This is a genomic window from Sulfitobacter sp. R18_1, assembly GCF_017743915.1.
Lineage (GTDB): Bacteria > Pseudomonadota > Alphaproteobacteria > Rhodobacterales > Rhodobacteraceae > Sulfitobacter > Sulfitobacter faviae.
Map to the genome: position 1 here is coordinate 166,489 of NZ_JAGHRG010000007.1, position 19,641 is coordinate 186,129.

Consider the following 19,641-nt stretch of genomic DNA (forward strand, 5'->3'; position numbering starts at 1 on the left):
CGCTCAGCCCCCGGTCATTGGGGGGAAGAAGGCCACCTCGCGCGCGCCTTGCAGCGGGGCGTCGAAATCGGTCAACTCCTGATCCACGGCGACCCGCAGCGCGGAAAGGTCGGAAAAGGCCACTTCGTAGCGCTCCTCCCGGCCCCGCAATTCTTCGACCAATTCGGCCACCGTGGCAGCTTGGCTCTCGACCCGTTCGCGGGGCAGGCCGATGCGTTCGCGGACCCATGCGAAATACAAAACATCCATTAGCGTGGCTCCTTCAGATGCGGCATTGCCTTGCGCAGATAGTCAAAGCCGGTGATGGCGGTCAGCACGGCGGCGACCCACAAGAGCGCCAGCCCCAGCAGCCCGGCCCATTCCATCCCGGCGAGTTTCCAGCCCAGCCCGAGATGATCTTCGACCTCGCCATCAAGGATCGCTTCGATCATCTGCTGGTCCATCCCGAAAACGCTCATCCCCAGGTAATGCTCGAACACGCCTTGCGAGAAGAGCACGGCGATGGCGATCATCTGCAATGTCGTCTTCCACTTGGCCAGTTGAGTCACCTTCAACGTGCCGGCGACATCGCCCAGATACTCCCGCAGGCCCGAGACAAAGACCTCGCGAAACAGGATCAACGTGGCGGGCAACACCAACCACGGCGACCAGCTGGAAAAGGCGACGATTACCATGAGCGCGATCACGACCATCGCCTTGTCGGCAATCGGGTCGAGCATGGCGCCGAGTTTGGTTTCCTGCGCCCAAGCGCGGGCAAGGTAGCCATCGAACCAATCCGTCACCGCTGCCCCGACAAAGAGCAGCAGGGCGAACCAATCGGCATAGGGGCGCGTAAAATAGAGAAACATGACCGCCACACCGGGGGCCGCGACCAGCCTGAGCAGGGTCAGGATATTGGGCAAATTCCATTTCATGACGTTATCCTATCTTGCGCTGTTCGTGGCTGAAAGGACGAAACCGCCCCGCCTGCGGGCCGTCGCCACCACGGGGCCGCCCGCCCTAGCCTTTTTCATGGAAATAGCCGTAGATCGTCTCGGCCAGCGCATCCGACACGCCCTCGACCGCCTTGAGATCGCTGAGGTTCGCGCGGCTCACCGCCTTGGCCGAACCGAAATGCGCGAGCAGCGCACGCTTGCGCGCAGTGCCAACGCCCGGCACATCGTCGAGCGGCGTGGCGCTGACCCCCTTGGCCCGTTTGGCACGGTGGGTGCCGATGGCGAAACGGTGCGCCTCATCCCGCAGGCGCTGCACGAAATAGAGCACCGGATCGTTGTGACGTAGCGCCATGGGGCGCTTGCCGACGCGGTGGAACTCTTCCTTGCCCGCGTCGCGGTCGATGCCCTTGGCCACGCCCACCATGGGGATATCCTCGACCCCATGCTGCGCCATGATAGAGGCCACGGCGCTCACCTGCCCCGCGCCGCCGTCGATCAGCAGCAGATCGGGCCAAAGGCCGCGGCTGCGGTCCGGGTCTTCTTTGATAAGCCGTTTGAACCGGCGGTGCAGCACCTCTTTCATCATGCCGAAGTCATCGCCCGGGGTCAGGTCATCGCCGCGGATGTTGAACTTGCGGTACTGGTTTTTCATCATGCCTTCCGGCCCCGCCACGATCATCGCGCCGACGGCATTGGTGCCTTGGATATGCGAGTTGTCGTAAACCTCGATCCGCTCGGGCGGCTTGGGCAGGTCAAAGGCATCGGCCAGCCCCTGCAAGAGCTTGGTCTGGGTCGCCGTCTCGGCCATCTTGCGGGCAAGGCTTTCGCGCGCATTGCGCAGGGCCCCGTCGACCAATTCGGCCTTCTCGCCCCGCTTCGGCACCAGGAGTTCGACCTTACGGCCCAGCTTGCCGCTCAGCGCCTCGGCCATCAGATCTGGGTTCTCGATCTCGTTGCTGAGGATCAACTGCCGGGGCGGCTCGCGGGTGTCGTAAAACTGGCCGATGAAGGCCTCCAGCACCTCGGCGGCGTCGATCTCGCTCCCGATCCGAGGATAGTAGTCATGGTTGCCCCAGTTCTGGTTGGCGCGGATGAAAAAGACCTGCACGCAGGCCTGACCGCTTTCCATATGCAGCGCGATAATGTCGGCCTCGTTCACCCCCTGCGGGTTGATGCCTTGGGCGGTCTGAACCTGCGTCAGCGCCTTGATCCGGTCGCGCAGGGCGGCGGCGCGTTCGAACTCCATCGCCTCTGACGCCTCTTCCATGTCCCGCGCCAAACGGCCCTGAATATCCGTCGATTTGCCGCTTAGAAACCGCTCGGCATCGCGCACGGTCTCGCGGTAATCCTTGGCCGAGATTTTGCCGACGCAGGGCGCGGAGCAGCGTTTGATCTGATGCTGCAAACAGGGCCGCGTGCGGCTGTCGAACATCGCGTTGGAGCAGTCCCGCAACAGGAACACCCGTTGCAGTTGGTTCAGCGTCCGGTTCACCGCGCCCGCGCTGGCGAAGGGGCCGTAGTAGCTCCCCTTCTCCTTTTTCGCGCCGCGGTGCTTCTTGATCTGCGGGTAGTCGTGATCGGCGGTGACAAGGATATTGGGAAAGCTCTTGTCGTCGCGCAGCAGCACGTTGAACTTCGGCTTAAGCTGCTTGATCAGGTTCTGTTCGAGCAGCAGCGCCTCGGTCTCTGTCTTGGTGGTCAGAAACATCATCGAGGCGGTATTGGCGATCATCCGCGAGATCCGCGCCGAATGCCCCGTGGGCCGCGCGTAGGACGACACCCGCGCCCGCAGGTTCCGCGCCTTGCCGACGTAAAGCACGCGGCTTTCCGAATCGAGCATCCGATAGACGCCCGGCGAGGAATCGAGCGACTTTAGATAGGCTTGAATCACCTTGCGGCCTTGCGGCGGAGGGCTGTCGTTGGGCGTGGTCATCTCAGGCGCTGATTCTCGTGCTTCGCTGCAATAGGACGGCAATGGGGGCAAGCTTTAACATGTCCACCAAACATGTGGATAACTCTGCCGATAACTTCTGGGCATCTTGGATTTCTCTTTGTTTTTAACATGGTTCGCTGATTTGCCTAATTTTTAGGCGTGCCCATAATATCCTGATTTCGTTCATTCTTTTGTTTACCATGAAACAAGCCTCTGAAAACAAAAGGGTTTCGGTAACACTTTGGTTACATAGGTTAAGGACGTGCAAAACTTCCCGCATGCGCGTCAGTTTCGGGGGCATTTAGGGCTTGTTTCCCATTGCAAATGCTCTCCGCCATCGGTGCAGATAAGCTGCCCCGTGACCCCGGGCGAATCGATGAAATACCCCAGTGCCGCCGTGATATCCTCAGGGTTGGCCCCTCGCCCCAGAACCGTGCCACGGCGCTGCGCGGCAAAGTCATCGGGGTCTTGATGCGGGCCTTGCAGGGTCGGGCCGGGCCCGATGCCATTCACGCGGATCGCGGGGGCCAACGCCTGCGCACTGGTGCGCGTCATCGCCCAAAGGCCCATCTTGGCGATCGTATAGGTGGTGAATTCCGGCGTCAGGTTGCGCACCCGCTGATCAAGCATATTGACGATTAAACCGCTGGCACGCGGCTCTCCCCCGGCGTCGGTATCGGGGGTCAGCCCCTGCCCCGCCATCGCCTGCGTCAAAACGAAGGGCGCGCGCAGGTTGCTGCCCATATGGCGATCCCAGCTTTCGCGCGTGGCGCTGGCGATATCGTCCTGCTCAAAAATCGAGGCGTTGTTCACGAGGCAGGTGATCGGCCCGCCGAGCGCATCCGCCGCGCGGGGCAGAAGCGCTTCGGTTTCGGCGTCGTCGAGAAGGTCAGCTTGCAGGGCCACGGCGCGGCGGCCCATGGCCGCAATCTCGTCGGCGGTCGCCTCGGCCCCGGCGCGCGAGGTGGCATAATGCACCGCCACATCAAAGCCGCGCTGCCCGAGGTAGAGCGCCATGGCGCGGCCCAGACGTTGCCCGGCTCCGGTCACCAATGCCCGCCGCATCTGCCGCCCTCCTCAGATCAGGATGATAAACAAATAAAGCCCGTAAAGCGCGCTGAGCACCACGCCCCATAGCCGGGTGATATCGCGGCCCAGATAGACAAAGGGGATCAGCAAGAGGGACGCGCCCAACATCACCCAAAGGTCGATCCGCAAGAAAGCTTCGTCGACCGAGATCGGACCGACAAGGCTCGCAATGCCGATGATCGCCAGCAGGTTGAACATGTTGGAGCCGATCACATTGCCAAGCGCCACATCCGCCTGACGGCGCAGCGCCGCCATCACCGTGGTCGCGAGTTCCGGCAGCGACGTGCCCACGGCCACCAGCGTCAGGCCGATCACCGTGTCACTGACCCCATAGGTCTGGGCGATGATCGTGGCGTTATCCACCAAAAGGCTCGCCCCCAAGGGCAGGCCGATCAAGCCGAGGATCAGGAACATCGCGATTTGCCAGCCCGCCATATCGGGGTCCGCGCCTTCGGGCTCTTCCTCATCCTCTGCCGCACCGCTGCGGCAGGCGTGGCGGTGGTCCTTGGCATCGCGGAAAGCGTCGAAAAGCATATAGGCCAGACCGGCGAGCAGGATCAGCCCGGCGATCCAGTCAAAGACGCCGCGGAAGGCCAGCGCGATGAACAAGAGCGAGGCCGCGATCATCTGGTTATAGGTCTTGCGGGTGCTGCATTCCGAGGTGTGCATCGTCGCCAAAAGCGCCGGAATGCCCAGCACCATCAGGATATTGGCCGTATTTGACCCCACCACATTGCCAAGCGCCAGCCCCGGCACCCCGTCCAAAATCGCCTTGACCGAGATCAACAACTCCGGCGCCGAAGTGCCAAAGGCCACGATGGTCAGGCTGACGATCAACGCAGGCACGCCGAGGCGCAGCGACAGGTTCACTGCCCCTTTCACCAGCGCATCCCCCGCAAACAGCAGGATCACGAGGCCAAGCCCCGAAAGTAGCCATGGCATCAGCATCAACGCCCTCCCTTACAGGCACAATCGCCTTTGCCAATGCGGTAACGTCCGCAGTCACGGCATTTGGACCGGGTCAGACGTTTGCCCCCCAGCCAATGCATTTTTCCAAACCAAGCCATGAGGCCCATGGCCACCAGAAACAGCAGGACGATCTTGAAAACCATGGGCTAGAGTCCAAACCGCGCAAAGGCCGCGCGTTCCTCTATGCCCTGCACTGCGTCCTGCATCATCTGCACGCCAAATCGCGACAACAGCCCGCGTTTCACGCCATAGCGGCGCAGCCTGACCTTGTCGCCAAAGCGCTCTTTCAGCAGCGGTTTCAGATGACCGATCCCGTCAATCAGCCCCAGTTCGGCGGCGCGTTTCGCCAGCCAGATTTCCCCGGTGAAGAGGTCTTGCCCCTCGGGCAGCTTGCCCGCGCGGCGGGTCTTCACATGGTCGATAAAGTTCTCATGGATGTCTTCAAGCAGCAGTTTCAGCCGCGCGACATCCTCGGGATTTTCCGGGCGAAACGGGTCGAGCATGGATTTGCTCTGCCCTGCCGTATAGACCCGCCGCTCGACCCCATGATCGCGGATGAACTCATGCACCCCGAAGGAGGCCGAGATCACCCCGATGGAGCCGACGACCGAGCTTGGGTCCGCGTAGATCTCATCCGCTGCGGCCGCCAGCCAATAGCCGCCCGAAGCGGCCACATCCTCGACGAAGGCGATGACGGGAATGTTCTTTTCCTCGGACAGCCGCCGGATGCGCGCGCCGATCAACGACGATTGCACCGGGCTGCCACCGGGGGAGTTGATCTCCAAGGCGACAGCGGCAGGCTTGCCCTTGGCAAAAGCCTTTTCGATGACCGGACCCATGGTGGCATCGTTCAATACCGCGCGGCCCTGCGCGCCGATCATGCCGGAAAGCCGGATTACGGAAACGCTGGGCGGGGATTTCAGGAAGGGCAGCCGAATTCTCATGCTCTTCATGTAGAACGCCCACCCCGCGCAAACAAGGCGGAGGCCCAAGTTTCGTAGGCTCAGGCCCGCAGACGCCAGCCGGTGCGGAAAATCCACCAGATCACGCCGAGGCAAAGCGCGGTAAACAGCGCGATGGCGGCAAGGCTGGTGATGATCGGCACATCCGCCGCGCCGAAAAACGCCCAGCGAAAGCCCGAGATCAGGTAGACCACCGGGTTGAAATGCGAGATCACCTGCCAGACCGGCGGCAGCATCGAGATCGAGTAGAAAGACCCACCAAGGAAGACGAGCGGCGTGACGATCAAGAGCGGCACCAGTTGCAACTGCTCAAAATTCCCCGCCCAGATGCCGATGATGAACCCCATAAGCGCGAAGCTGATACAGGTCAGGATCAGGAAAGCGACCATGGCGATGGGATGCTGGATGGTGATATCGACAAAGAAAAACGCCGTGATCAAGATAATCGTGCCGATGAACAGCGCCTTGGTGGCCGCCGCACCGACATAGCCGATGACGATCTCAAAAAAGTTGATCGGGGCCGAGAGCAGCTCGTAAACCGTGCCGATGAACTTCGGGAAATAGATCCCGAAAGAGGCGTTGGAGATCGACTGCGTGATGACGCTGAGCATGATCAGCCCCGGCACGATGAAGGCGCCATAGCTCACGCCCTCGACCTCATCAATGCGGCTGCCAATAGCGGCGCCAAAGACCACGAAGTAAAGCGAGGTTGAGAGCACAGGGGAGATGATGCTCTGCGTGATGGTGCGAAAGAAACGCGCCATTTCAAAAGCGTAGATGGCTTTGATCGCGGTCCAGTTCATGCCGCATCCTCCTTGAGCAGATCGACAAAGATATCTTCCAAACTGCTTTGCCGTGTCGCCACGTCTTGCAGCACCAGACCGCTTTCCGCGACCTTGGAGAGCAGCTTGGTGATGCCGGTCCGCTCGGCATTGGTGTCATAGGTGTAGATCAGCGATTGCCCATCGGCGGACAATTCCACGTCCGGCGATTGCAGCGCCAGCGGCACTTCGGTGATCGGCTCAGTCAGCTGGACTTCGAGTTGTTTCTTGCCCATGCGCGCCATCAGCGCGTGTTTCTCTTCGACCAGCAGCAATTCGCCCTTGGCGATGACGCCGATCCGGTCGGCGATGGCCTCGGCCTCTTCGATATAATGGGTAGTCAGGATGATCGTCACGCCCGAGGCTTTCAGCTCCGCCACGATCGCCCACATGTCCTTGCGCAGTTCTACGTCGACGCCCGCGGTCGGCTCATCCAGAAACAGCACCTTCGGGTCATGCGCCAGCGCCTTGGCGATCAGCACGCGGCGTTTCATCCCGCCCGAAAGCTCGCGGATCTGGCTGTCTTTCTTATCCCAGAGCGAGAGTTGCCGCAGGATTTTCTCCAACACCGCCTCATCCGCCGGACGGCCAAACAGCCCGCGCGAGAAGCGCACCGTGTTGATGACCTTCTCAAAGGGTTCGAGATTGATCTCCTGCGGGACCAGCCCGATCATGGAACGGGCCGCGCGGAAATCATCCCGAATGTCATGGCCGCCGACGGTCACCTTGCCGCTGGTCGCGGTGGTGATACCGCAGATGGTCGAAATGAGCGTCGTCTTCCCCGCCCCGTTCGAGCCCAGAAGCGCGAGAATCTCGCCCTTTTCGATCTGTAAATTGACCCCTTTGAGCGCCTCGAAACCGCCCGCGTAGGATTTACGCAGGTTCTGAATATCCACGATTGTCGGCATGGTCGTCTCCGCTTTGGTAAGGCGCGCAACCTAACCGGCTTTGGACCGGCTGAACAGATGCCTTCAGGTCTTGGCGCGGCCGAACCAGCCCTTTTTGGCAGGCGCGTCTTCTTCGGTGGCCGGCGCCTCTGCGTCCTCCTCTGCCGGACCTTCGAGCGAGGATTGCAGGTTGTCGAAGAACTGATCCGCCATTTTCTTGGCGAAACCGTCGATAATCCGGCTGCCAAGCTGCGCCAGCTTGCCGCCGACCTTGGCCTCGACATCATAACTCAGCTCGGTCCCGCCGTCCTTTTCGGCCAGCCGCACCTCGGCCCCGCCTTTGGCGAAACCGGCGGCACCGCCCTTGCCCTCGCCGGTGATGGTCAGCGCTTCGTTCGGCACCAGATCGGAGAGCGTCACATGGCCCTTGAACGTCGCCTTCACCGGGCCAACCTTTTGCACCACCGTCGCGTCATAACCCTCTTTGACCGAGCCTGAGACGTCTTGCGCGCCGGGCACGCAGGTTTGCAGCATCTCCGGGTCCAGCAATGCCGCGTAAACCTCGGCGGGGGTGGCGGCGATCTGGCGGGTGTCGGACATCTGCATGGCTGGCTCTCCCTTTGGCGTATCGCAGCAGTCTAGCGGGTAATTCTGCGCAAACCAATGTCAAAGCGCTGGACCTTACGCCCCGGGCTGATAGGTCTTTGCCATGACAAGTAATTCCCATAACCGCGCCGGACTGGCGATCGGGCTGATCCTTCTCGGCGTCGCCGCGATTTCGGTCAATGACATGCTGATCAAACGTCTGTCGGGCGGCTATCCGCTGCATCAGATCGTCTTTACCCGCTCGGCCATTGGGATTCTGCTGGGGCTGGTGCTGGTCAAGCTCGAAGGCGGATTTCACCTGCTCAAGACGCGACAGCCGGGGCTGCATCTGCTGCGCGGGCTGCTCATCGTGATTTCGAACATGTCCTTCTTTCTGGCGCTGTCGGTTCTGCCGTTGGCCGAGGCGACGGCGCTGTTCTTTGCAGCCCCCCTCTTCATCACGGTGCTGTCGATCCCGCTGCTGGGTGAAAAGGTCGGCCCGCTGCGCCTTGGCGCGGTGATCGTGGGGTTCATCGGCGTGGTGATCATGATGCGCCCTTGGGCCAGCACGGCAACGCTCGAAACCTCTCGCTGGGTTCTGCTGCTGCCGGTACTAGCGGCGCTGACCTATGCGTTGAACCAATTGATGACCCGCAAGCTGGGCGTGAACTCCAAAGCCTCGGCGCTGATGGTCTATATCCAAGCCGCCTTTGTCGCCGTGTCGCTGGGGTTTTTCCTGATCGCAGGCGATGGGCGGTTCGTGGATGAGGGCAGCAGTGCCTCGCTCCAGTTCCTGCTGCGCGCGTGGATTTGGCCTGCGCGGGAGGATTACCTCACCTTCCTCGGCATCGGGTTGAACATCGCGCTGATCGGCTATTGCCTCAGCCAAGCCTACCGGCTGGGGGATACCGCCACCGTCGCCCCGTTCGAATATATCGGCCTGCCGCTGGCGGTGTTCTGGGGTTTCGTGATCTTCGGCGACCTCCCGGTCTGGGAGGTCTGGGTCGGGATCGCGCTGATCCTCGCCTCGGGTCTGTTCGTCTACCTACGCGAGCGCCAGAAGGCGCTGCGCGTGACCCGTTTGCAGGGCGGGCGGCGGGCTTAAGCCGCCACCTCCACCACCACCTTGCCCGTCGCCTTGCGGTCGCGCAGCAGGGCCAGCGCCTCGTTGGCCTGTTCCAGCGGCATGACGTTGCTGACATGGGGTTTCAGCTTGCCCGCGACATACCATTTGATCAGCTCGGCGAAACTGTCGGTCAGGACCGAAGGTTTGATCTTGGCATAGCCGCCCCAGTAAAAGCCCAAAACGGTGAGGTTCTTGACCAGCAGGATATTGGCCGGAATCTGCGGCACCTCGCCGCTGGCAAAGCCCAAGGGGATCAGCCGCGCTTCGGGGTTGCAGGCGCGCATGGCGGCTTTGAACTGATCACCGCCCACCGGGTCATAGACCACATCGGCCCCGCCCAATTCCTTGACGATGGCGCGGATGTCGTCGGTCTCGGAACTAATCAGGTGATCGGCACCCGCCTCTTTGCAAACGGCAAGCTTATCTTCGCCGCGCGCCACGGCGATCACCTCGGCCCCCATCAGCTTGCCCAGTTCCACCGCCGTCAGCCCGATGCCACCCGAGGCGCCCAAGACCAGCAGCCGCTCGCCCGGCTGCAACCGCGCCTTATAGTCCAGCGCCACATGGCTGGTGCCATAGGCGATCAGAAAGGCCGCCGCGTCGACCGCTGTCATCTCTTCGGGGATCGGCACGCAGACGGCTGCCGGAATGGCGGCATATTCGGCCAGACCGTCAAAGCCGGTATAGGCCGCCACGCGCTGGCCGACCTTCAGGTGATCCACCCCCGCGCCCAGAGCGGTGATCGTGCCCGCCATCTCCATCCCCAGCGTGAAGGGCAGCGGCGGTTTTTCCTGATAGGTGCCCTTGATGATCAACAGATCACCAAAGTTCAGCCCGCAGGTCTCGACCTGAACCAGCACCTCGCCCTGCCCCGGCATCGGCATCTCAAGCTCTTGCAGGGTGAGCGGTTCGTCATAGGCGGTGACTCGCATGGCGCGCATCGGGCTGTCCTTTCGTGCTGCTTTGGCCCGAAGAGGCCAGAAGCCAGCGCGCTTGGCAAGGCCCGTGGCCCGCGCCGCTGCGTCAGCCGGGCATGATCACCAGCCGGATGCCATAGGCCACCACCGCCAGCAGGGCGACGCTGGCCAGCCAAAGCGCCACGAACCAGCCCGCGCGTTTCAGCCAATGGCGCATCAGTGATAGCCCTCCTCGGGGTCGATCTTGCCGCGGAACACCCAATAGGCATAGGCGGTGTAGCTCAGGATCAGCGGCAGCAGCACCAGCGTGCCGACCAGCGCGAACATCAGGCTCTCATCCGGGGCGGCAGCCTCTGCAATGGTCAGGCTGGGCGGGACCATATGCGGGTAGAAACTGATCCCGATGCCGATGAAGCCCAGCACGAAGAGCGCCAGCGCGCAGAAGAACGGCTGCTTGTCGCCGCGGCGTTGCAACCCGCGCAGCATGCCGAAAGCCGCAAGCGCCACCAAGAGCGGCACGATGCCGCTGAAGAGCGCGGTGGGCCACGCGAACCAGCGTTCGAAATAGACTGCGTCGGTGAAGGGGGTCCAAAGGCTGACCAGCCCCATGAAGACCAGTGTCGCCACCGCCAACGGCCATGCAAGGCGGCGCATATGCGCTTGAATGCGGCCCTCAAGCTTCATATTGAGCCAAGTCGCGCCCAAAAGCGCATAGCCCGTGGTCACGGCCACACCGGTCAGGATCGAGAAGGGCGTGAGCCAGTCCCACCAGCCGCCCGCATAGGCGCGACCTTCGATCTCGATCCCCTGCACCAGCGCGCCCAAGGCGATGCCCTGACAGAAGGAGGCCACCAGCGAGCCGCCAAAGAATGCCATGTCCCACAGCGGTTTCCAGCGTTTCGTGCGCCAACGGTACTCAAAGGCGACGCCGCGGAAGATCAGCCCCAGAAGCATCAGGATAATCGGCATGTAAAGCGCGGGCATCACCACCGCATAGGCCAGCGGGAAGACGGCGAAAAGCCCGCCGCCGCCCAATACAAGCCATGTCTCATTGCCGTCCCAGATGGGGGCGACGGAGTTCATCATTACATTGCGCTCGCCCTCATCCTTGGTCATCGGAAAGAGCAGCCCAACCCCCAGATCGAAGCCGTCGAGGATGACGTAGATCAACACCGCTGCGGCGATGATCCCAGCCCAGATGAACGAAAGTTCAAGTCCAAACATCTCAGCTCTCCTCGCCTTTGTTGTACGCGGTCTTGTCTCTGACCGCCGCCTCTTCGCCGACAGCAAGGATCGGCCCCTCGCCGCGCGCCGGGTCGTTCTGCGCCGCCCCGTCTTGCGCGTCGCCCCCCTGAACGTCGTCACGCTCGTCTTCCAGCACATGGCCGACAACCGGTTTGCGCATCATCGCCAGAATATACCAAGTGCCCGCGCCGAAGACGAAGAAATAGACCACAATGAAAGCGATCAGGGAGGTCGCTACCGCCGGTGCCTCGATCGGGGCAAGGCTTTCCGAGGTCCGCAACAGCCCGTAGACGGTGAAGGGCTGCCGCCCGACCTCGGTCGTGATCCAGCCCGCCAGCACCGCGACAAAGCCGGTCGGCCCCATCACCAGCGCCAAACGGTGCAACATCGGCGCATCGTAAAGCCACCCGCGCAGCCGCGCGAAGGCCGCCCAAAGCCCCAGCCCCAGCATCGCAAAGCCAAGCGCGATCATGATGCGGAAAGACCAGAAGACGATGGCCACCGGAGGCTCATCCGCGTCCGGAATCGTGTCCAGCCCGTCGAGCGGCGCGTTCAGATCATGCTTGAGGATCAGCGACGACAGTTTGGGAATTTCCACCGCGTAGTCGATGCGCTTTTCTTCAGGGTTCGGGATACCAAAGAGGATCAGCGGCGCGCCCTCGGGGTGGCTGTCGTAATGCCCCTCCATCGCCATGACCTTGGCGGGCTGATGCTCCAGCGTGTTCAGCCCGTGCATATCGCCTGCGAGGATCTGGAGCGGTGTGACCAGCAAGAGCATCCACATCGCCATGGAGAACATCCGCCGCGCCGCCGCATCCGCACGGTCGCGCAGCAGGTGCAGCCCCCCGACGCCGCCGACGACCAGCGCCGTAGTGAGATAGGCCGCCAACACCATATGCACCAAACGGTAGGGGAAGGAGGGGTTGAAGACGATCGCCCACCAATCCTCGGGCACGAACTGGCCCACGTCATTGATGGCAAAGCCCGCAGGCGTCTGCATCCAAGAGTTCACTGACAGGATCCATGTGGCCGAGGCCAGCGTGCCAAGCGCGACCAGCGCTGTGGCGAACATATGCAACCCGTCGCCCACCCGTTTGCGGCCAAAAAGCATGATGCCCAAAAAGCCCGCCTCAAGGAAAAAGGCCGAGAGCACCTCATAGGCCATCAGCGGCCCGACCACCGGCCCCGCCTTGTCAGAGAAGACCGACCAGTTGGTGCCGATCTGGTAGGACATGACGATGCCCGAGACGACCCCCATGCCAAAGGCCACCGCGAAGATTTTCTTCCAGTAGTTGAAGAGCTTCAAATAGGTCTCATCGCGTTTCCACAGCCAGAGCGCGTTGAGCACGGCCAGAAAGCTCGCCAACCCGATCGAGAAAGCCGGGAAGATGATGTGAAACGAAACCGTGAATGCAAACTGCACCCGCGCTAGGATTTCGGCGGTGTAACCGTCGAGCATATGAAGCCCCCGCGTATTGTTTCCTGACCTATATAGGACCGGGCGGCGGGAGCGGCACAGGCTAAATTGCCGCAGTGCTTGGCCCGCGTTCTAGCTGTCGAACGTCACCACGACGCGCAGCCCCGGCGCGTTGTCGGCAAGCTCCAGCCTTGCCCCATGGAGTTTCGCCACCCCATCGACCAGCGCCAGACCCAGCCCATGACCCGGCGTGCCCCGGCTGCGATCCAGCCGGTAAAGCCGCTGCAACACTTTGTCGCGGTCCTCAGTTGGAATGCCGGGACCGCCGTCCGCCACCGTGAGCGTGACCTGCCCCGCCGCCTGCTTCAGCGCGACCTTCACCGCCTCGGCATCCCCGGAATGGCGCAGGGCGTTTTCAATCAGATTGGCCAGCAATTGCCCCAAAAGCGCGCGGTCACCGGTGACATGAACAGGGGGTTCGGGCAGATCGCAAAGCAGGCGTTTGCCCTGCTCCCCTGCTGCAGGCTCGTAAAGCTCGACCATGGTGCGGCAAAGCGCGGTGAGGTCGACGGAGGCGAAATGCGCGCGGGCCTCGCCCTGCTCCACCTGCGCCAATTGCAAAAGCGATTGAAAGATCGCGGCGATGCCCTCCAACTCGGCCCGGGCACGGGCCAGCGGTTCGGCGGGGTCCGCGCCCGCAGCCTCGGCCCGGTCCAGATCGTCAAGATGGACAGAGACACGCTGAATCGGGGTCTTCAGATCATGCGCGATATCGAGAGAGACCTGCCGCAGCGCGGCAACAGAGGTTTCCTGCGCCCGGGCCATCTGGTTCACCGCCTCGCCGATGCGCAACAGGTCATCCGACCAGCGCGGCCCCGGCGCGACCCTTGCGGCCAGATCCCCTGTCGTCAGCCGGTCTAGCGTGGCACGGATCACCTCCACATGGCGTTTGGAGCGGCGGGCAAGGATCAGCCCGCCCGACAGCGCGATCAGCACCGTGGGCAGCAGGCTTACCAGCAGAATATTGACGAAAACCTCACGCAGGGCCGTGATCTCGGCCCGGCTGCGCGCGATGGTCAAAAGCCCGCCATAAAGCGTGTCGGTCAGGGTCAGGTAAACACCCCGATACTCCGCCCGCGCCGCGCCAATCGAGACGATGTGATAGCCCTCGTTATCCCGCGCGATGGCCCCGTTGCCGTAAATGCGCCCGTTGGGACCGATGTAGCTGAGGATCAGCCGGTTCGGGTCGGTCTCACGCGATTCCGCCTCGACCAGCCGCGCGAGGGCGGCGGCACCGGGGGCGGCGCGAAAGCCCGCCATGTCCTGCGCCAGATCGGCGCGGATCGCTTGCTCGAACGACCGCTGGGTGACGGCATAGCTGGCCGCGAGGCTGAGCAGGCTGACGATGGTGAACAAAAGCACCAGCAAAAGCGCCAGACGCAGCGGCATCGACCGCCAGAGCCCCGCGAGCCGCGCCCTCATGCGTCGATCCTATAGCCCGCGCCGCGCACGGTCTGGATCAACTCGGTCTCGAAGGGCCGGTCGACCTTGGCCCGCAACCGGCTGATATGGGTCTCCACCACGTTGGTCATCGGGTCAAAGGAAATGTCCCAGACCGCCTCCAAGAGCATGGTGCGGGTCTGCACCCTGCCCTTGCGGCGCAAGAGATGCTCCAAAAGGGCAAACTCCCGCGGCAGCAGGTCGATCTCTTGGCCCGCCCGCGTCACCCGGCGGCTGATGAGGTCCATGGTTAGGTCGCCCGCGCGCAGGGTTGTCTCCTGCTCCAGCGCCTGCGGACGGCGGGCCAGCGCGTTGACCCGCGCCGAAAGCTCTCCGAAGGCGAAGGGTTTGACCAGATAGTCATCCGCCCCGGCATTGAGCCCGTCGATCCGGTCCTCCACCGCGCCCATGGCCGTCAGCAACAGCACCGGCGTGGTATTGCCCGCCCCGCGCAGGGTTTTCAGCAGCGTCAGCCCATCCAACTCAGGCAGCATGCGGTCAAGGATCAGCACGTCATATTGCCCGGTGGTGGCCTGCACCAACCCGTCGCGGCCATCGGCCACTACATCCACCGCATGCCCCTCTTCGCGCAGGCCGCGCGCGATATAGGTGCTGGTGGTGTTATCGTCTTCGACAACAAGCAGTTTCATCCTGTCCTCATGTAGGATTGCCGATGAGTTATGCCAAATTCGCGGCCCGTGCAGCCCACAGGCGGCAATCTCACAAATTTGTATAGGGCACGGCAAGGCACTGTAAAACCGCAGGTCCAGATAGGCTCCCGGAACGACCGAATGCACAGCAAGGAGCATGCAATGACCAAGACCCTTTCCAAGCCCCCCCGCGCCGCCGCCCTTGCGCTCAGCGCCGCGATGGCCGCCACGCCGATGCTGGCGCTGGCCCCCTCGGCCGCGCTTGCGGTCCCGCCGGGCGGCTATGCCGACCTGGTCGAGGCCGTCTCCCCGGCCGTCGTCTTCATCGAGGTGACCGGCAAGCAGCAGCAGGCCGTCGCCCAGCAACAGCTGCCCCCCGGCATGCCCGAGGAACTGCGCCGCCGGTTCGAGCACATGCTGCCCGGTCAGGATGGCGCCGCCCCCGCCCCGCGTCAGGGTCTGGGCTCGGGCTTCATCATCTCCGAGGACGGCCAGATCGTGACCAACCACCACGTCGTCGCAGGTGCCGAGACCGTGACCGTGAAGCTTGCCGATGGCCGCAAGTTCGACGCCGAGGTGGTGGGCAGCGACGCGATGACCGATATCGCGCTGCTGAAAGTCTCTGCGGATGTGGACCTGCCCAAGGTGGACTTCGGCACATCGAAAACCCTGCGCGTGGGGGATGAGGTCGTGGCCGTAGGCAACCCCTTCGGCCTTGGCGGCACCGTGACCTCGGGCATCGTCTCGGCCCTGTCGCGCGATATTCAGGCAGGCCCCTTCGATGACTTTATCCAGACCGACGCGGCGATCAACCGCGGCAACTCCGGCGGGCCGCTGTTCAACAACGAGGGCGAGGTCGTGGGCGTGAACACCGCGATCCTGAGCCCCGGTGGCGGGTCGGTCGGCATCGGCTTCTCGGTGCCCTCGGATCTGGTGCAGACCATCGTCGCCGATCTGGCCGATGACGGGTCGGTCGAGCGGGGCTGGCTGGGCGTGCAAATCCGGCCCATGACCCCCGAGGTCGCCAATGTACTGGGCTATGACGAGCCGCGCGGCGCGGTGATCGAAGCGATCACCGAAGACAGCCCCGCCGCCAAAGCGGGCCTTAAGAAGGGCGACATCATCCTGTCCTTCGGCGACACAGAGGTGGACGATCTGCGCGACCTGACCCGTGCGGTGGCCACCACCACGCCCGAGAGCGCGGCAGAGGTCGTTGTGTTGCGCAAAGGGTCCGAACAGACCCTCGACGTGACCGTGGGCGCGCTGGAACCCAAGCCGGCGTGATCCACGCCTTCCCGGCGCCCCTCATGCCGCCGGGAAGCCCCCAGCCCTTCGCCCTCGCCGGGGGCTGGGCAGCCTGCCCCGGTGGTCCTGCACTGCCGGGGCTTTTTATGTGCCCTCGCCGCCATCACCTTCCCCTGATGGAGCATTGTGCATATGAAACCGCACCAGTTCCGCCACGGAATTCGCCTCAAGCTTGCGCATCACCCGCGCGCGGTGCACCTCGACCGTCTTGATGGAGATGTCCATCTCGCTGCCGATCTCACGGTTCGACAGCCCCGCCGCCACACGTTCGAACACCCGGTGCTCCTGTGGGGTGAGCCGGGCCAGAAGTTGCGCATTTTCGACCTCTGCCGCCTTGCTCTTGCGCCGGGCCGCATCGGACTGAAGGGCCGCGTTAATCAGGTCGAGCATGTTTTGGTTGTTAAAGGGTTTTTCGATGAAATCCACCGCCCCCGCCTTCATCGCCGTCACGGCGGTAGAGACATCGCCGAAGGCCGTCATCAGGATCAGCGGCAGTTTGATCCCCCGCGCGTTCAGCGCCTTTTGCAACTCCAAACCGCTCATCCCCGGCATCCGCACGTCGCTCACAAGGCAGCAGCAACCGCTGTCCTCATAGCTGTCAAGGAACGCCGCCGCCGATGCAAAGGGAATGGCGCGCAGCCCAACGGAGCCCAGCAACCACACCAGAGACTCCCGCACCGCGGCGTCATCATCGACGACGTAAACGATCCCCTCTTGCGACATTCTACTTTTGCACCTCCAACGGCAGACGCACGGTCAGGCAGGCGCCCTCGGCATCGGATTTCGTCACGGCAATCGTTCCGCCATGGGACAGAACGATCGTTTCGCAAATCGCCAGCCCCACGCCAAGCCCCTTGTCCTTGGTAGAGCGGAAGGCGCTGAAAGCGGTCTGCGCGGGCATGTCCGGGGCAAAGCCGCGTCCCGCGTCGGCCACGTCGATCACGATCTCCCCGGCTTCGCAGCGCGCGGTGACCGAGACTTCGGCATCCGCACGCTCCGCCTCCCGACAGGCGTCGATGCCGTTCTTGATCAGGTTGATCAACAGCTGCTCGATCTCGATCCGGGCGCAATGCAGGGCGACTTCGCCACATTGATCGTTGATGGCAACGGTGACCCCGGTGGCCGAGCTTTCGGGCTGGATCAGCAGTTGCACCGAGCGGAGGATCTCATCGAAACGGACCGCATTGCGGTCGGCATCGTCGCTATGCAGATAGTTCGACATGGAGCGCAGGATGGCGCTGGCCCGTTCAGATTGGCTTTGCATATTGTTGAGCACGGCGATCATATCCTCTCTCTCAAGCTGGTCGTTCTTGGCACGCAGCACGCAGCCTGCGGCAAAATTGTGAATAGCGGCTAAAGGCTGGTTCAATTCATGGGCGATGGCGGCGGTCATCTGGCCCAGAGTTTCGCGCCGGTTGAGCAGTTGCAGCGCCGTTTCATGCCGGTGCAGCCGCTCTTCGCGCTCGACCTTTTCGGTGATGTCGGAGGCGATGGTCAAAAGCCCGCCCGCGGCCACGGGATAATCCGTCACCTCCAGCCAACGGCCCGTCGATGTCCGCGCACGAAAGAATTTGGCCGGGGTGTTGCGCCGGTCGCGCCGCTGCGCGCTCCAGCGGGTCTTGCCTTCGGTGGTCGTTGCCATTTTGCCGGTCTGGGTAAAATGGGCGAGCAATTCATCGAAGTGTTTGCCGATGATATCGCCCTCCATCCCGGCATAGGTCGCGCGATATTCCTCGTTGCAATAGACCAGCCGGTCGCTGCTGTCGAAAAGCGCCACCATGGTCGAGATATTCTCGAAAGCCAGCGCCAGAGCCTCCAATGCGCTTTTGCGCTCGGTCTCGGCGGTGGCGATTTCGGTCATGTCGAAACAGGTGCCGCGATAGCCTGCCAGTTCCGCTTGAGCATCGAAGAAAGGTTTGCCTGACATGTCGATCTGCCGTGTCCGCTCCTTGCCCAAGGGCAAGACCAATCGCAGATCGCGAAAGGCTTCTCGCGCGGCGAAGCGTTGTTGTAGCAGGTCGTAATCCCCTTGGTCTTTCGCCACATCGGCGTCGGCAAGGGTCTTGCCCAGATCGAAGATCGGGCTTTCGCTGTCGGTCTGACGGCCACCGCCAGACAGAAAGGTGAAACGCCCTTCGGCGTCCATCTCCCAGACCCAATCGGTCGCGCTTTCGGTGAAGTCGCGAAAGCGGGTTTCGCTTTCCACCAGTTCGGTCAGCACGTTCTGCTGATCCGTCACATCTTGAATCGCGGCCAGCAGATGCACATGACGGCCCCGGTCCAAACGGCGAATGCAGGCGCGCGCTTCGATCTGGCGTCCGCTGGCGGCAAGAAACTTGACGTTCTCCACCACATCGCGCGGGCGGCTGCCCGCCATATGCACCATATGCAGGTTGTTGCGGATCGTGGCGCGGCTGCGCGGCTCCACGAAACTCTGCCCCTGCTGCCACATCTCGCGCAGGTCTTGCGCGTCGCGGCCCAAAAGCGCTTCCACCTCGGGCGAGGCATCGACCAGCGCGCCCTGCTGATCCCACTCCAGATAGCCGATCCCCGCCACCTCTGCCGCAAGCGCATGTTTCGCCGCGCTGACCTCTGCCTCATGCACCGCGTCCTGCACGGCGGAGCGGTCCATGATCATCACCAACACCCCCACCACCTGCCCCCGGTCGGACAGCGGCTGATAGACCGCCGCCCCTTGGGTGCGGTCCAGCACGGGGCGCGAGAAATCGAAATGCCATGTGACCTGCCGCCCGGCCAAGGCCTTTTCAAGGTTGTCCGAAATCTCGTCCAGCAGGTCCGGTGGGACGATCTGCGACAGGTGTTTGCCCACGATCTCATCCGCTGGCCTGCCGAAGGACGCGCTATAGGCGTCATTGACGAAAGCATAGGTCATATCGGGCGTGAGAAAGGCCGCCTGCACCGGCAAATGGTCGAGGAAGTCGGGCAATCTGCGCCGTGTCTCATCGGTATTGGCGGTGTTTTGCAGCTTGCGCCGGTTGCGCATCACGCGCCAGACCTGTGCCACCAGCACCGCAAGCGCCGCCACCGCAAAGACCAGTTCGATCGGGTCGCCATAGGCGCCGCCGCGCGGGGCCGATGCCAACACCACGACGACATAAAGCGCCAAGACCGCAACCGCGCCCCCCACGGCGAAGCGGTTGATCGCATCGCCGATCTGCTTGGCGATCATCACGCCGGACAAGACGATCCCGCACAGCGCAATCAATGTAAACGCCGCGACCAAGCTCATGCGCACCTCTACTTTCCCTCAAAAGGTCGGCTTTTTCGGCTCCCCTGTCT

The 19,641-nt window shown here is 62.9% G+C and carries 19 protein-coding genes; 2 read left to right on the forward strand and 17 right to left on the reverse strand.

The genetic code is table 11. The features are described 5' to 3' along the window. Positions 1-3: 3 nt before the first annotated feature. From moaD to J7392_RS15075, 9 genes are all read right to left on the reverse strand, one after another. Positions 4-249 (reverse strand): molybdopterin converting factor subunit 1, encoded by a 246-nt coding sequence (gene moaD / locus J7392_RS15035; RefSeq protein WP_209218317.1) that lies wholly within the window; start codon positions 247-249, stop codon positions 4-6. Further along, entirely contained in the window at positions 249-914 is a 666-nt protein-coding gene (gene pgsA, locus J7392_RS15040; protein ID WP_209218318.1) for a CDP-diacylglycerol--glycerol-3-phosphate 3-phosphatidyltransferase, read from the reverse strand. Before pgsA ends, moaD begins: the two co-directional genes overlap by 1 nt. An 85-nt stretch (positions 915-999) precedes the next feature. Further along, a complete protein-coding gene (gene uvrC / locus J7392_RS15045; protein ID WP_209218319.1) occupies positions 1,000-2,868 on the reverse strand; it encodes an excinuclease ABC subunit UvrC in 1,869 nt (622 codons plus the stop codon). A 285-nt stretch (positions 2,869-3,153) separates the two neighbouring features. After that, positions 3,154-3,933 (reverse strand): SDR family oxidoreductase, encoded by a 780-nt coding sequence (locus tag J7392_RS15050; protein ID WP_209218320.1) that lies wholly within the window; start codon positions 3,931-3,933, stop codon positions 3,154-3,156. A gap of 12 nt (positions 3,934-3,945) precedes the next feature. Beyond that, a complete protein-coding gene (locus J7392_RS15055) occupies positions 3,946-4,905 on the reverse strand; it encodes a calcium/sodium antiporter (RefSeq protein WP_247744594.1) in 960 nt (319 codons plus the stop codon). A 167-nt stretch (positions 4,906-5,072) separates the two neighbouring features. Beyond that, positions 5,073-5,870 (reverse strand): S49 family peptidase, encoded by a 798-nt coding sequence (locus J7392_RS15060; protein ID WP_209218396.1) that lies wholly within the window; start codon positions 5,868-5,870, stop codon positions 5,073-5,075. A 59-nt stretch (positions 5,871-5,929) separates the two neighbouring features. Beyond that, the gene (locus tag J7392_RS15065) at positions 5,930-6,691 is read right to left on the reverse strand and encodes an ABC transporter permease (protein WP_067265544.1); all 762 of its coding nucleotides are present in this window, start codon (positions 6,689-6,691) and stop codon (positions 5,930-5,932) included. Continuing rightward, positions 6,688-7,617 (reverse strand): ABC transporter ATP-binding protein, encoded by a 930-nt coding sequence (locus J7392_RS15070; protein ID WP_209218321.1) that lies wholly within the window; start codon positions 7,615-7,617, stop codon positions 6,688-6,690. The genes J7392_RS15065 and J7392_RS15070 overlap by 4 nt, the downstream gene beginning before the upstream one ends. A gap of 63 nt (positions 7,618-7,680) precedes the next feature. After that, on the reverse strand, positions 7,681-8,202 hold the full coding sequence (locus J7392_RS15075) for a carbon monoxide dehydrogenase subunit G (protein ID WP_209218322.1): 522 nt from the start codon (positions 8,200-8,202) through the stop codon (positions 7,681-7,683). A gap of 103 nt (positions 8,203-8,305) precedes the next feature. Between J7392_RS15075 and J7392_RS15080 the strand changes: the two genes are divergently transcribed. Continuing rightward, on the forward strand, positions 8,306-9,286 hold the full coding sequence (locus J7392_RS15080) for a DMT family transporter (protein ID WP_209218323.1): 981 nt from the start codon (positions 8,306-8,308) through the stop codon (positions 9,284-9,286). Here the strand turns inward: J7392_RS15080 and J7392_RS15085 are convergent. From J7392_RS15085 to J7392_RS15110, 6 genes are all read right to left on the reverse strand, one after another. Further along, on the reverse strand, positions 9,283-10,248 hold the full coding sequence (locus tag J7392_RS15085; RefSeq protein ID WP_209218324.1) for an NADPH:quinone oxidoreductase family protein: 966 nt from the start codon (positions 10,246-10,248) through the stop codon (positions 9,283-9,285). The two genes, J7392_RS15080 and J7392_RS15085, sit on opposite strands and share 4 nt — an antisense overlap. 82 nt (positions 10,249-10,330) lie before the next feature. Beyond that, complete coding sequence (locus J7392_RS15090) at positions 10,331-10,441, reverse strand: DUF2474 family protein (RefSeq protein ID WP_136720396.1); 111 nt, start codon at positions 10,439-10,441, stop codon at positions 10,331-10,333. Continuing rightward, positions 10,441-11,448 carry a cytochrome d ubiquinol oxidase subunit II gene (gene cydB / locus J7392_RS15095; RefSeq protein WP_209218325.1) on the reverse strand — a complete coding sequence of 336 codons (1,008 nt, stop codon included), beginning with the start codon at positions 11,446-11,448 and terminating at the stop codon, positions 10,441-10,443. The genes J7392_RS15090 and cydB overlap by 1 nt, the downstream gene beginning before the upstream one ends. Position 11,449: 1 nt before the next feature. Next, positions 11,450-12,928, reverse strand: coding sequence for a cytochrome ubiquinol oxidase subunit I (locus J7392_RS15100; RefSeq protein ID WP_209218326.1), 1,479 nt, complete (start codon positions 12,926-12,928; stop codon positions 11,450-11,452). Between the two features lie 90 nt (positions 12,929-13,018). After that, the gene (locus J7392_RS15105) at positions 13,019-14,368 is read right to left on the reverse strand and encodes a HAMP domain-containing sensor histidine kinase (RefSeq protein ID WP_209218327.1); all 1,350 of its coding nucleotides are present in this window, start codon (positions 14,366-14,368) and stop codon (positions 13,019-13,021) included. Further along, positions 14,365-15,036 carry a response regulator transcription factor gene (locus tag J7392_RS15110; protein WP_209218328.1) on the reverse strand — a complete coding sequence of 224 codons (672 nt, stop codon included), beginning with the start codon at positions 15,034-15,036 and terminating at the stop codon, positions 14,365-14,367. Before J7392_RS15110 ends, J7392_RS15105 begins: the two co-directional genes overlap by 4 nt. Before the next feature lie 162 nt (positions 15,037-15,198). Between J7392_RS15110 and J7392_RS15115 the strand changes: the two genes are divergently transcribed. Then, positions 15,199-16,320 carry a Do family serine endopeptidase gene (locus tag J7392_RS15115; RefSeq protein WP_209218329.1) on the forward strand — a complete coding sequence of 374 codons (1,122 nt, stop codon included), beginning with the start codon at positions 15,199-15,201 and terminating at the stop codon, positions 16,318-16,320. 105 nt (positions 16,321-16,425) lie between these two features. Here J7392_RS15115 and J7392_RS15120 read toward each other — a convergent pair whose 3' ends face one another. Then, complete coding sequence (locus tag J7392_RS15120; RefSeq protein ID WP_067265519.1) at positions 16,426-17,064, reverse strand: response regulator; 639 nt, start codon at positions 17,062-17,064, stop codon at positions 16,426-16,428. 1 nt (position 17,065) lies between these two features. Further along, on the reverse strand, positions 17,066-19,591 hold the full coding sequence (locus tag J7392_RS15125) for a PAS domain-containing protein (RefSeq protein WP_209218330.1): 2,526 nt from the start codon (positions 19,589-19,591) through the stop codon (positions 17,066-17,068). Positions 19,592-19,641 lie beyond the last annotated feature (50 nt).

What these genes read in the sequence shown, in the direction of transcription:
- J7392_RS15105 (WP_209218327.1), bottom strand. Translation starts at nt 14,368, where the DNA reads ATGAGGGCGCGGCTCGCGGGGCTCTGGCGGTCGATGCCGCTGCGTCTG.
- J7392_RS15050 (WP_209218320.1), bottom strand. Translation starts at nt 3,933, where the DNA reads ATGCGGCGGGCATTGGTGACCGGAGCCGGGCAACGTCTGGGCCGCGCC.
- J7392_RS15065 (WP_067265544.1), bottom strand. Translation starts at nt 6,691, where the DNA reads ATGAACTGGACCGCGATCAAAGCCATCTACGCTTTTGAAATGGCGCGT.
- J7392_RS15070 (WP_209218321.1), bottom strand. Translation starts at nt 7,617, where the DNA reads ATGCCGACAATCGTGGATATTCAGAACCTGCGTAAATCCTACGCGGGC.
- J7392_RS15090 (WP_136720396.1), bottom strand. Translation starts at nt 10,441, where the DNA reads ATGCGCCATTGGCTGAAACGCGCGGGCTGGTTCGTGGCGCTTTGGCTG.
- J7392_RS15085 (WP_209218324.1), bottom strand. Translation starts at nt 10,248, where the DNA reads ATGCGCGCCATGCGAGTCACCGCCTATGACGAACCGCTCACCCTGCAA.
- J7392_RS15120 (WP_067265519.1), bottom strand. Translation starts at nt 17,064, where the DNA reads ATGTCGCAAGAGGGGATCGTTTACGTCGTCGATGATGACGCCGCGGTG.
- J7392_RS15055 (WP_247744594.1), bottom strand. Translation starts at nt 4,905, where the DNA reads ATGCTGATGCCATGGCTACTTTCGGGGCTTGGCCTCGTGATCCTGCTG.
- J7392_RS15125 (WP_209218330.1), bottom strand. Translation starts at nt 19,591, where the DNA reads ATGAGCTTGGTCGCGGCGTTTACATTGATTGCGCTGTGCGGGATCGTC.
- J7392_RS15110 (WP_209218328.1), bottom strand. Translation starts at nt 15,036, where the DNA reads ATGAAACTGCTTGTTGTCGAAGACGATAACACCACCAGCACCTATATC.
- J7392_RS15115 (WP_209218329.1), top strand. Translation starts at nt 15,199, where the DNA reads ATGACCAAGACCCTTTCCAAGCCCCCCCGCGCCGCCGCCCTTGCGCTC.
- cydB (WP_209218325.1), bottom strand. Translation starts at nt 11,448, where the DNA reads ATGTTTGGACTTGAACTTTCGTTCATCTGGGCTGGGATCATCGCCGCA.
- uvrC (WP_209218319.1), bottom strand. Translation starts at nt 2,868, where the DNA reads ATGACCACGCCCAACGACAGCCCTCCGCCGCAAGGCCGCAAGGTGATT.
- pgsA (WP_209218318.1), bottom strand. Translation starts at nt 914, where the DNA reads ATGAAATGGAATTTGCCCAATATCCTGACCCTGCTCAGGCTGGTCGCG.
- J7392_RS15080 (WP_209218323.1), top strand. Translation starts at nt 8,306, where the DNA reads ATGACAAGTAATTCCCATAACCGCGCCGGACTGGCGATCGGGCTGATC.
- J7392_RS15075 (WP_209218322.1), bottom strand. Translation starts at nt 8,202, where the DNA reads ATGCAGATGTCCGACACCCGCCAGATCGCCGCCACCCCCGCCGAGGTT.
- J7392_RS15100 (WP_209218326.1), bottom strand. Translation starts at nt 12,928, where the DNA reads ATGCTCGACGGTTACACCGCCGAAATCCTAGCGCGGGTGCAGTTTGCA.
- J7392_RS15060 (WP_209218396.1), bottom strand. Translation starts at nt 5,870, where the DNA reads ATGAGAATTCGGCTGCCCTTCCTGAAATCCCCGCCCAGCGTTTCCGTA.
- moaD (WP_209218317.1), bottom strand. Translation starts at nt 249, where the DNA reads ATGGATGTTTTGTATTTCGCATGGGTCCGCGAACGCATCGGCCTGCCC.